8 protein-coding genes are annotated in these 11944 nt (G+C 72.2%); 3 read left to right on the forward strand and 5 right to left on the reverse strand.

Features of this window, described 5'->3' with window-relative positions; translation table 11 throughout:
• The first annotated feature begins 54 nt into the window (after positions 1–54).
• The gene (locus tag ACFXI4_RS24655; RefSeq protein WP_384994518.1) at positions 55–912 is read left to right on the forward strand and encodes a BTAD domain-containing putative transcriptional regulator; all 858 of its coding nucleotides are present in this window, start codon (positions 55–57) and stop codon (positions 910–912) included.
• Between the two features lie 27 nt (positions 913–939).
• Here the strand turns inward: ACFXI4_RS24655 and ACFXI4_RS24660 are convergent, their stop codons facing one another.
• A complete protein-coding gene (locus ACFXI4_RS24660; protein WP_384994520.1) occupies positions 940–2853 on the reverse strand; it encodes a glycoside hydrolase family 5 protein in 1914 nt (637 codons plus the stop codon).
• Positions 2854–2909: 56 nt separating this feature from the next.
• On the reverse strand, positions 2910–3623 hold the full coding sequence (locus ACFXI4_RS24665; protein WP_384994522.1) for an alpha/beta hydrolase: 714 nt from the start codon (positions 3621–3623) through the stop codon (positions 2910–2912).
• Between the two features lie 181 nt (positions 3624–3804).
• Between ACFXI4_RS24665 and ACFXI4_RS24670 the strand changes: the two genes are divergently transcribed.
• Positions 3805–4494, forward strand: coding sequence for a DUF6215 domain-containing protein (locus ACFXI4_RS24670; protein ID WP_384994525.1), 690 nt, complete (start codon positions 3805–3807; stop codon positions 4492–4494).
• A 960-nt stretch (positions 4495–5454) separates the two neighbouring features.
• On the opposite strand, the gene ACFXI4_RS24675 is transcribed toward ACFXI4_RS24670, so the two are convergent.
• Both ACFXI4_RS24675 and ACFXI4_RS24680 read right to left on the reverse strand, forming a co-directional pair.
• Positions 5455–7488 (reverse strand): NAD(+) synthase, encoded by a 2034-nt coding sequence (locus tag ACFXI4_RS24675; protein ID WP_362729828.1) that lies wholly within the window; start codon positions 7486–7488, stop codon positions 5455–5457.
• A 363-nt stretch (positions 7489–7851) separates the two neighbouring features.
• Entirely contained in the window at positions 7852–7980 is a 129-nt protein-coding gene (locus tag ACFXI4_RS24680) for a hypothetical protein (RefSeq protein WP_384994528.1), read from the reverse strand.
• Positions 7981–8381: 401 nt separating this feature from the next.
• On the opposite strand from ACFXI4_RS24680, the gene ACFXI4_RS24685 reads away from it, so the two are divergent.
• Entirely contained in the window at positions 8382–10766 is a 2385-nt protein-coding gene (locus ACFXI4_RS24685; protein ID WP_384994531.1) for an ATP-binding cassette domain-containing protein, read from the forward strand.
• A 644-nt stretch (positions 10767–11410) separates the two neighbouring features.
• Here the strand turns inward: ACFXI4_RS24685 and ACFXI4_RS24690 are convergent.
• Positions 11411–11842, reverse strand: coding sequence for a universal stress protein (locus ACFXI4_RS24690; protein ID WP_384994774.1), 432 nt, complete (start codon positions 11840–11842; stop codon positions 11411–11413).
• Between the last annotated feature and the right edge of the window lie 102 nt (positions 11843–11944).

Consider the following 11944-nt stretch of genomic DNA (forward strand, 5'->3'; position numbering starts at 1 on the left):
GTTGCGCTGTTTTCTACTGGCGGAGTGTCAGGTGAGAGGTTCAGGGAGACGCGTGTGGACATCGGGCTGCTGGGTGCACTGAACGTGCGGGAGAACGGGGTCTCCATCGCCCCGACCGCGGCGAAGCCCCGCCAGGTGCTGGCCCTGCTGGCTCTCCGCGCCGACCAGGTGGTGCCCGTCCCCGCCCTCGTCGAGGAACTCTGGGCGGGCGCCCCGCCGCGCAGCGCCCGCACCACCCTGCAGACCTACGTCCTCCAGCTCCGGGAACACATCGCGACGGCGCTGCGCCAGGGTGCCGGTCCCGATGGCGCGGACGCGCCGTCCGCGAAGGACGTCCTCACCACCCTGCCGGGCGGCTACCTGTTGGCTTCAGGAGGAGGCGGCAGCGACATCCACGAGTTCGAGCGGCTCCGTGAACTGGGCTGCCGGGCCATGGACGACGAGGACTTCGCGGGTGCCTCCCGCACCCTGCGCCAGGCCCTGGACCTCTGGACAGGCCCGCCCTTCGCCGACGTCCACACCGGAGCCCACCTGGCCATGGAGGCACGGCGGCTGGAGGAGGGCCGGCTGTGCGCACTGGACCAGCGCATCGAGGCCGACCTGCGGCTCGGCAGGCACCGCGAACTGCTCGCCGAACTCACCGTCCTGACCAGCCGCTACCGCTCCCACGAGAACCTGCACGCCCAGTTCATGCTCGCCCTGTACCGCTCGGGCCGGCGCGGCGAGGCGCTCCACGTCTACCAGCAGCTGCGCGCCCTCCTCGTCAGAGAGCTCGGCCTGGAGCCCTCGGGGCGGCTGCGCCGCCTCCAGCAGTCCATCCTCACCGCCACCGAGGAGAACCCCGGCTCGCCCGGGCACCACGACCGCCTGACCCTGCCGGCCCAGGGCGGCGGGCTCGCCCGCGTGCCCTGAGCCGGGTCGTGGAAGCGGCTCTCGAGGTCAGGACGGCAGCGGCGCGCACAGTACGGCGGCAGGTCCCGGTGTGCTGCCCACCCGGGTCGTGAAGGCGACCCCGGCGAGGTACTCGGCGGCCGCGCACTGGCCCTTGTAGGCGCCGTAGGCGAAGTCGTCGCCCGCCCCGTCGGCGGGGCGGTTGTCGGACCGGTCGAACCACACCGTCCGGCCGTTCGCGCCGACCGCGGCGCGCGCGGGCACGCACAGCACCGCCGACACCCGCTCCCCGCGGCGGCTGTACCCGATCACGAACTGGCCCGCAGGGCACTGCAGTTTGGTGTACCCGGAGGCCCAGTCGCCGCCCGCCGGAACGTACCGCTCGTCGGTGACGACGGTCTGGCCGCTGCCCGCGGCCCGCAGGTCACCGGCCGTCGCGTCGGTGCACAGGCCGCGTCCGCCGGAGTGCGCGAGGCCGGTCAGCCGCAGCCCGTCGGGGCAGACGGCCTTGTAGGCCCCCGAGTCCCAGTCGCCACCCGCCCGCACGCGCCGGGACTCGACCGCGTCGCCGTGGTCCGTGGCCAGCATCCGCCAGGTCGTCCCCGGTGCGACGTAGCCCGTACGGCCGGGGGAGTCCATGAGGTGGGTCCAGGCCGTCGCACGCCAGTCGCCGCCGTCGAGGATGCCGGAGCGGTGCCCGGCGGTGTCGTAGCGCAGCAGCGCCCAGTCGTCGTGGCCCTCCCAGCCGACCAGCGGCCAGTAGGCGAAGTCGGTGTCGTGGTCGGCGAAGTAGTCGGTGATGTTGCCGAACCAGGTGCGGGCGGCGGTGCCCGTCTCGCCGGCGCCGATGCCGAACTCGCTGATCCACACCGGCGCGGTGTAGTGCCTGCCTTCGGTGGTGACGAAGAAGGCCTGGTCGGCCAGGACCTGGTACAGCTCGTCGCGGGAGAGGTCCTGGTAGCGCGGGTCGCTGGTCTCGCCGATGCCGGTGGCGCCGCTGTGGTGGGGGCCGGTGTAGCCGTAGAAGTGGGCGGAGTACACGAGCTTGTGCGCGTCCACCAGGGTGTGGGAGAGGGTGCGGACGGGGGCGAGGGTGGGGCGGTCGTGCGCGAAGCCGTCCACCGGGATCCCGGTCCAGTTGATGCCCTCGACGACGATCAGCAGGTTCGGGTTCGCCTCGGTGAGGATGCGGTCGGCGGCGAGCTGGGCGGCCGCGTACCAGTCGTGGTTGTCGCCCAGGCCCCAGTTGGGGTCGTCGAGGACGTCACGGCGTACCTCGTTGTAGAGATCGGCGCCCACCACCCGTGGGTTCGCCGCGTAACGCCGGGCCATGAAGACCCAGTCGTCGGCCCACTGCTGGGTCGACTGGCTGCTGTTCCAGCGCTCGTTGCCGTCGACGCCGCAGCACCAACGGGAGGTGTTGGTGTGGTTGTTGAGGATGACGGCGAAGCCCGCTCCGGTCAGGGCGCTCACCACGGCGTCGTAGACCTCCAGGGGGGTCTCTCCGCGTAGTTGCGGATTCGCGGCGACGGAGGCGTCCGGTACCGGGGCCGTCGTACGGATCATCTCGTTCGAGAACGGCAGCCGGATGCTGTTGATGCCGAGCGCCTGGAAGTCCGCCAGCAGCTTGGGGAGGGAGGCGCGGTCCAGGCCCAGGGGGATGCCGTAGGAGTCCTGGCCGGCGTGGTGGTTGGCCGGGTCGGCGATGCTTCCGCTTCCGGTCCAGGACCCCTGGGCGCCGTCCCAGTTCGCGGCCTTGAGGCGGAAGCGGTTCCCGGCGGCGTCGACGATGTAGCGGCCCCGGGTGGACAGGGGTGCCTGCCAGGTACCGGTGGCGGACACGGCCGGTGCGGGCCCTGCGGTCGGTGGTGCGGCGGTCGCCGGCGTGGTGCCGGACAGGGCGAGAACCAATAGCAATGCTGTCAGGTACTTGACAAGTGTGACGAACTTCGTGATCGACATCAGCCGTCCTCGGAGTGGATGCCGCGTGGGGGCGCGGCACTTTATCAGGACGCGGGTCAACGGAGAAGCGGCGCTTCGGCCCCGCAGGCCTCGGCCGTCCAGCCCTCCAGGTCACGTTCGGGGCGCAGCAGCCGGCGGACGGCGGCGGCCGAGGCCCGGTGCCAGTCGTGGCTGCGGCGGAGCATCGCGTGATCCCCGCCCCTGAGCAGCACCATTCCTGCCTGCGCACCCGAGTCACGGGCCCGCCGCACGTACGCGGCCGACCCGGCGGGCTTGGTGACCCGGTCCCGGTCGCCGTGCAGGACGACGATCCGCGTCCCGGCGAGGTCGTCCACGGGGTCGCCGGGCGGGCACCAGGGCGCGAGCGCGAGCACCCCGCGCACCGAGGGGTCGGCCGCCGCCCGCAGCGCGGCCCGGCCGCCCATCGAATGCCCGACCAGTACGACCGAGACGTCCCCGGCCCGGCCGCGCAGTTCGTCGAGGGCGCGCAGGGCGTCCTGGAGCGGGTCGGCGTCGTCGTTCCAGCCGCGGTAGCGGTAGCGCACCTGGCCGACCAGTACGTCGCGGGGGGAGGAGACCGACGCGGCGGCGCTCACGAAAGGGCGCATGCGCAGGGCGGCCGGTTGCCAGGGGCGAGCGGGCCTGCGCCCGTTCTCCTGCCCACCGTGCAGGACGAGCACCGCCGCGCGCGTCCGGTCCCGCGGCGCGCGACGCACCACCAGGGCGCTCCCGCCCGCCTGGACGATCCGTCCGTCGGCCACCGTGTCCACCCCTGTCTCCTCCGGGCCGGTGCGTGCTGCCGACATCAAACACCGCCCCGGGACGTCACAGCCACCGAGAAGGACCGGGCCGTCCGTGCCATCCCCGTGAACATCAGTCCTGTGAACGTCGGTACGGCGCACATCGGTTACGCTCCACGGGCGCACAGGGGAGGCACGGCGGGGGTGGGGCATGACCGAGGTTTTCAGCGAGCCCGAAAAGCAGGGCAGACCGGCGGTCCAGGCGATCGCGGCCGTGGCCGTCTTCCTGGGGGTGGTCGGTGTGCTGTGGGCGCAGAAGGCCTTCGTCCACCCGCAGGACGCGCGCGGCGAACCGGCGGCCTGCTCGAAGTCGACCGACCGGCTGCCGGCCCGCTACGTGTCGGGCGCCCGGCTGTGCGAGGCGCTGAACCGCCCGGATCTGCCGGCCCTGCTGGGGACACCGAAGGAACAGGCCGAGACCGCCGGCGGCAGCGGGGACTGGATCACGCTCGCCGGGGGCACGAAGATCCCCTCGCCGGAGGCCACGGTGACCCTGAAGACGTACTCCGTGAAGCTGTCGGCGTCCTACGACGATCTGTCCGTCGCCGAGACGGGCGGCCTGATGGGGGACGCGCACAGGACGACCGTGCTGGGGCACCCGGCCGTCCTCTACTCCAGCCCGACCATCTCCATCGGCTTCAGCCTCGGCGGTGGCAAGGCGAGCACGGGGCCCGGTGGCACGGCGCGCTGCCTCCTGGTCTCGAAGCACGCGAAGGACGACGGAAAGGGCACGTTCGAGGTCGCGATCTGGCGGCAGGACGACGTACCGCCCGACGACACGGCTCTCGAACGAGTCGCTGAGCAGGTGTTGCCGATGGTCCCGGGCTGGGGCGGGAACTGACCCGCAGGTGCCGAACGGGCTCGCCACCGCGGCGTCCCCGTTACGGGGCGCCGCGACGGCGGGTCACGGTTGCCGAGGATCACTCGCTCACGGTACGGCGGGCAGCGACGGCAGCGCGGGCACGGCGCCGAGCAGCCCGGTGACCGCGCTCACCACGCCCCCGAGGACGGTGACCGCGCTCACCACGCCCCCGAGGACGAGGGAGGCCAGCGAGGCGAGCAGCTTGCCTCGGCGGCCTGGACGGCGCTCACCAGGTTCCCGACGGGATCGGCCGCCCGGGCCGAACGCTCGGTGCCGGTGCGCAGTTCCGTCAGCCGCTTCTGGAGAGCGGCGCTTCCCTCGCGTACGTCCTTGGCGTAGGCGGCGGCCCGGGACGCGTCGACGGCGGTGCCGTTCGCCCCGATCAGGTGGGCAGCGTGTCCTGGAGCGGCGTCAGGGCGGGGCCGTAGCGCGTCGTGTCCACCGCTTCGACGCGGTCCAGCAGGGAGACGATGTCGGTTCCGGGCTCCGCCGCCGACCGCGCGGCACCGGAGCCCGAGGCTTCTGGGCCCGCGTCGGCGGTGGCGGCTGAGGCGGCTGCCGGGCCGAATACCAGGGCGGCGCGGACCAGGGGGCCGACGACCGGCCGGCAACTCCGCCCTGACCTGGCGTTTTGTCGCGCCCCGAGGCTCGTTCCGGGTGGCGGTGGAAGGTGCGCCCATCAGAGCACCTGCGGAGGCCGCCGAAAGCCGCGCAACCGGCACGGGTGGGCACAGGCGAAGAGCCCCGCCCCCGACGGATCGGGGGGCGGGGCTCTCGGGCGGAGCGCCGGGCAGGCCTTGCACCTGCATCTCCCCACAGGAAGTGGGGCGTCTTTCCTTGGACCACCAACGCATCGCGCGCCACCCGAGATCGGAGTGCCGCGCGCACGGTCGACCATAGCGTGGTCACAGGGCGGACGCCACGTCGCGGGCGGCGGCGCTATGCCTCGGGTACCCGTTCCAGGTCGTGCAGCCAGGCCGTGGCCGAACCGTCCGACGGGGCGCGCCAGTCGCCGCGGGGGGACAGGGAGCCGCCCGCCGAGACCTTCGGGCCGTTCGGCATGGCCGAGCGCTTGAACTGGGCGAAGGCGAAGAACCGGCGGCAGAAGTAGTCGAGCCAGTGCCGGATCGCGGCCAGGTCGTAGGCCTGGCGGTCGGACTCGGGGAAGCCGGGCGGCCAGACTCCCGCCTCCCTGTCGTGCCAGGCGTGCCAGGCCAGGAAGGCGATCTTCGACGGCCGGAATCCGTGCCGCAGCACCTGGTGGAGGGTGAAGTCGTGCAGCGCGTACGGGCCGATCCTGGACTCGGTGGACTGCAGTTCCTCGCCGGGCACCAGTTCGGGGCTGATCTCCGTGTCGAGGATCGCGGCGAGGGTCTCTCCGGTCTCCGGGTCGAACTGCTCGCTGCTGATGACCCAGCGGATCAGGTGCTGGATCAGCGTCTTCGGCACACCGGAGTTGACGTTGTAGTGGCTCATCTGGTCGCCGACGCCGTAGGTGCACCAGCCGAGCGCCAGCTCGGAGAGGTCACCGGTGCCCAGCACGATGCCGCCGCGCTGGTTGGCGAGCCGGAAGAGGTAGTCGGTGCGCAGCCCGGCCTGCACGTTCTCGAAGGTGATGTCGTACACCGGCTCGTCGGCCGCGAACGGGTGGTCCATCTCCTTGAGCATGAGCCGCGCGGTCGGCGTGATGTCGAGTTCGGCGGCGGTCACGCCCAGCGAGGCCATCAGCCGGTGGGCGTTGCCCTTGGTGTGCTCGCCGGTGGCGAAGCCCGGGAGGGTGAAGGCCAGGATGTCGGTGCGGGGGCGTCCCATCCGGTCCATCGCCCGGGCCGCGACGATCAGCGCGTGCGTGGAGTCGAGGCCGCCGGACACCCCGATGACCACCTTCGGACCGCCGATCGCCGTCAGCCGCTGCTGGAGCGCGGCGACCTGGATGTTGTACGCCTCGTAGCAGTCCAGGGCGAGCCGCTCGGGGTCGGCGGGCACGAACGGGAAGCGTTCGACCCTGCGGCGCAGGCCCAGGTCGGCGGCCGGCGCGTCGAGCCGGAAGGGCACGGTCCTGAAGTCGCCGGTGCGGGCCGCGTGGGTGCGCCGGTTGTCGTCGAACGAGCCCATCCGGGCCCGTTCCTGGCGCAGCAGGTCCAGGTCCACGTCGGCCACCGCGTACTGGTCGTCCAGCGGGAACCGGTCCGTCTCGGCGAGCAGCGCGCCGTTCTCGTAGATCATCGTCTGGCCGTCCCAGGACAGGTCCGTGGACGACTCGCCGAGCCCGGCCGCCGCGTACACGTACGCGGCCAGACAGCGCTGCGACGCCGAGCGGCACAGCAGCTTGCGGTCCTCCGCACGGCCGACCGTGATCGGGCTGCCGGAGAGGTTCACCAGCACGGTCGCGCCGGCCAGTGCGGCCTCGGCGCTCGGCGGCACCGGTACCCACATGTCCTCGCAGACCTCGGCGTGCAGCACCAGACCGGGGACGTCCTCCGCGTCGAACAGCAGGTCCACCCCGAACGGCACGGACTCGCCGCCGATCCGGATGCTGCCGCCCCGCTCGTCGTCGCCCGAGGCGATCTGCCGGCGCTCGTAGAACTCCCGGTAGGTCGGCGGGTACGACTTCGGCGCCACACCGAGGATCCGGCCGCGGTGGACGAACACCGCGCAGTTGTAGATCCGGTTGCGATGGCGCAGCGGGGCACCGACCACGAGGACCGGCAGCAGCCCGGCCGAACCGGCCGCCACCGTCGCGAGCGCCTCCTCGACCTGGTCGAGCACCACGTCCTGGAGGAGCAGGTCCTCGATCGAGTAGCCGGTCAGTCCCAGCTCGGGGAAGACGGCCACCGCGACCCCGTCCTCGGCGCAGCGGCGGGCCTGGCGCAGGACCGCCTCGGCGTTGGCGCGCGGGTCGGCGATGACGGTGTGGCCGGTGCACGCGGCGACACGCGCGAAGCCGTGCTCATAGATCGACCAGAAGTTCAACGGGGCTTCCTCGGGAGAGACGGACACGGTGCGGATACCGGACGAGCAGCGTCGCCGTACCCGGGCGTCCTCTCCGTCGACGGTCCGGCGAACCTCCTGCTCCCAGAAGCATAGATCGGCGGTGATCGGTGCTGACCAGCGGATTCCGGGCGAGCCGCGGTGCCCGCCGAGCGGATGTACGGGGGCGGCCGCCGAGGTACGGGCAGGACCGCCCGGTGTGCGCCGTGCCCGCCCGGCCCGCTCTTCCGGCCGCCCGGGCGCTACGCGGCGGTGCCGCCCTGGCAGTCGCCGTCGAACGTGGACAGGGAGCTGCCGCTGATGTTCATGGAGCCGGGCCTCGCGGGTGTCGTCGGTGAACACGCCTCAGTCCCGGCCGGTCGGGTAGCACGGCGAGGTCAGGTCGCCGGTCAGGACCAGGGACCTGGCGGCGTCCACGGTGATGGTCTTCTGGTGGGTGTGGACGAAGCCGGAGGGCGACCACGCGACCTCCACGCCCGCCTCGGTCGGGGCGCTGTGCGAGGAAGGGCCGGCACTCTCTGTGACGGGCCCGGTCCAGGACCACCCGCACGGTGACGCCCTCGTTCCCGAGGGCGACGAGGTCGTTGACGTCCGTGGTGTCGTCCAGTTCGTACACCGTCATGTCGAGGGAGCTGGGTGAACGCACCATCGCCCGTGCGCCGCCGGGGCGGACATGACGGACCCCGTGCACGTCGGGGCCGGTTCGTGGACGTCCCGTGAGAACAGGAGATCTTCGTGGCCGAGCCGGGCGCGGCGGGCCGGCGGACCGCGGTCGGCCGGACCGGTCAGGAATGGAGAAGCGCTAGTGTTCGACCCCGGCTAGCGTGGCGGCCGTCGACGGAGGCCCCGCGCAGCGGATGGAGACGGGTTTGAGCATGGCCGGAAAGACCGAGAAGCAGGTGTCCACGCCGCACGTGGCGGACGGCCACGACCTGATCCGTGTGCACGGCGCGCGCGAGAACAACCTCAAGGACGTCAGCATCGAGATCCCGAAGCGCCGGCTGACGGTCTTCACCGGAGTCTCCGGCTCGGGCAAGAGCTCGCTGGTGTTCGACACCATCGCCGCCGAGTCGCAGCGGCTGATCAACGAGACCTACCCCGCGTTCGTCCAGGGCTTCATGCCGAACCTGGCCCGCCCCGAGGTCGACGTGCTCGACGGCCTGACCACCGCGATCATCGTCGACCAGCAGCGGATGGGCGGCGACCCCCGCTCCACCGTCGGCACCGCCACCGACGCCAACGCACTGCTGCGGATCCTCTTCAGCCGGCTCGGCACCCCGCACATCGGCTCGCCCAAGGCGTTCTCCTTCAACATCGCCTCCATCAGCGGGGCGGGAGCCGTCACCGTCGAACGCGCCGGACAGCAGGTCAAGGAGCGCCGCAGCTTCAGCATCACCGGCGGCATGTGCCCGCGCTGCGAGGGCCGCGGCGCCGTCACGGACCTCGACCTCGGCCAGCTCTTCGACGACACCAAGTCGCTCAACGAAGGCGCGATCACCGTTCCCGGCTACAAGGGCGGCGGCTGGAACTCCCGCCTCTACGCCGAGTCCGGCTTCTTCGACCCGGACAAGCCGGTCCGCAGGTTCACCAAGAGGGAACTGCACGACTTCCTGCACCGCGAGCCGACCCGGATGAAGATCGCGGGCATCAACATGACCTACGAAGGTCTGATCCCGCGCATCCAGAAGTCGATGCTGTCCAAGGACAAGGAGTCGATGCAGCCGCACATCCGCGAGTTCGTGGAGCGGGCGGTCACCTTCGCCACCTGCCCCGACTGCGACGGCACCCGGCTGAACGAGGGCGCGCGCTCCTCGAAGATCGCCGGGATCAGCATCGCCGACGCCTGCGCGATGCAGATCAGCGATCTGGCCGCCTGGGCCGGCGGCCTCGACGAGCCGTCGGTGGCACCGCTCCTGAAGACACTCCGTGACACCCTGGAGTCGTTCGTGGAGATCGGCCTCGGCTACCTCTCGCTGGACCGTCCGGCGGGCACCCTGTCCGGCGGCGAGGCACAGCGCACCAAGATGATCCGCCACCTCGGCTCCTCGCTCACCGACGCCACCTACGTCTTCGACGAGCCCACCACCGGCCTGCACCCGCACGACATCCAGCGCATGAACGGCCTCCTGTTGCAGCTGCGCGACAAGGGCAACACCGTCCTGGTCGTCGAGCACAAGCCGGAGGTCATCGCGATCGCCGACCACGTCGTCGACCTGGGCCCCGGCGCCGGTGCGGGGGGCGGCACCGTCTGCTTCGAGGGCACCGTCGAGGGCCTGCGCAAGTCCGGCACCGTCACGGGCCGCCACATCGACGACCGGGCCGGCCTCAAGGAGAGCGTCCGCAAGCCCACCGGGGCGCTGGAGATCCGCGGCGCGAGCACCCACAACCTCCAGGACGTCGACGTCGACGTCCCGCTCGGGGTCCTCACCGTGGTCACGGGCGTCGCCGGCTCCGGCAAGAGCTCCCTGGTGCACGGCTCGATCCCGGCAGGGGCCGGGGTGATCTCCGTCGACCAGGGCGCCATCCGTGGCTCCCGGCGCAGCAACCCGGCGACGTACACGGGCCTCCTGGAGCCGATCCGCAAGGCCTTCGCCAAGGAGAACGGCGTCAAGCCGGCCCTGTTCAGCCCCAACTCCGAGGGCGCCTGTCCCACCTGCAACGGCGCCGGCGTCATCTACACCGACCTGGCGATGATGGCCGGGGTGGCCACCACCTGTGAGGACTGCGACGGGAAGCGGTTCGAGAGGTCGGTGCTCGACTACGCACTGCACGGCCGGGACATCAGCGAGGTGCTGGCCCTGTCGGTGAACGAGGCCGTGGTGTTCTTCGCGGCGGACGAGGCGAACGTCCCGGCCGCCCAGCGGATCGCCCAGCGGCTGCGGGACGTCGGTCTCGGCTACCTGACCATCGGCCAGCCGCTGACCACCCTGTCCGGCGGCGAGCGTCAGCGTCTCAAGCTGGCCACCCACATGGCCGACAAGGGCGGCGTCTACGTCCTCGACGAGCCGACCGCGGGCCTGCACCTCGCCGATGTCGAGCAGCTCCTCGGCCTGCTCGACCGGCTGGTCGACGCCGGGAAGTCCGTGATCGTCGTCGAGCACCACCAGGCGGTCATGGCCCACGCGGACTGGATCATCGACCTCGGCCCCGGCGCCGGCCACGACGGCGGCCGGATCGTCTTCGAGGGCACCCCGGCCGACCTGGTCGCCGCCCGCAAGAGCCTCACCGCCGAGCACCTCGCGGAGTACGTCGGCGCCTGACGTTCTCCCAGTGGTGTTCGAACATGCAAACAGGGGCGATCATGGTGCGCCCACGACGCCCCGTTGGCTCAAGCCCTAGGAACGTCGGGCGTGGCTCGCCTACGTCCCGTTCTCCACCCACCTGTCCGACCACCTCGACCGCCGGCTGCGGCGCGACGCGGGCATGACCCATGCCGACTACACCCTGCTCGTGCACCTGTCCTCGGTCAGGGATCACAGCCTGACCATGTCCGAACCGGCCGAACGCCTGACGATCACCCGGAGCCGGCTCGCCCACGCGGTGAGCCCGCCTCCAGGGGACCGGCTGCCCCGACCGGCGTCAGGACCCCGGACACCGCCGCCACCAGTTCGCCGTCCTCACCGGGGAGGGCATGCGGCTGCTGGAGCGCGCGGTCCAACGGCCGTGTGGAGGCGGTCCGCCGGGCGGTCTCCGACGCACTGACGCCCGAGCAGGTGACCCAGTTCGCGGCGATCGGAGAGGCGGTCGGTACCGCGCTCCAGCGCATGGAGGCCGACAGTGACGAGCGGGACGCGCTGCCCTGGCGCCGACGCCAGCGACGGCTTCGGCGTGTCCCGGGGCCCGCACGAGCCCCGGGGCCGCCGCGGACACGGAAGTCCACGGCGGCCCGGGGCCCGGGTCCGGTTCAGCCCTGGTGCTGGGGCTCCGGGGCGAGCAGGATCGCGGTGTGGGCGCGGTGGGCGACGGCGTCGCTGACCCGCGGGTCGAACAGCGCCCGCGCGGCGCTGCGGTGGTGCGGGCTCAGCACGATGAGGTCGGCACCGAACTCCTCGGCGGTCTCCGAGATCACGGCCGCGACCTGCGTGGTGAGTCCCCTCAGGAGGGTTCCGTCGGCCTTGACGCCGAGGTCCCGGAGGGTGGCGAGGGCCTCGTCGAGAACGGCCTGCGCCTCGGTGTCCTCCTCCAGCGGGACGATCGCCGCGAGGGAGGCGGCGGAGGCGATGACGTGGACGACGCGGACCTCGGCGTTGGCGAGCTGCGCCAGCTCGCCCGCCAGCCGTACGGCGGAAGCGCGGGCGGGACTGGGATCGACGGCGACGAGAATGCGCTGGAACACGGACACGGTACTTCCCCTTTCGGGGTGCGGAAGGTCGACTCGGTGGTCTGGGACGCCTGCTTCCGGCGTGACGGCTCGGCGCGTCCGGCGCCGAACGAGTTC

This window comes from Streptomyces sp. NPDC059224 (assembly GCF_042754285.1).
Classification (GTDB): domain Bacteria; phylum Actinomycetota; class Actinomycetes; order Streptomycetales; family Streptomycetaceae; genus Streptomyces.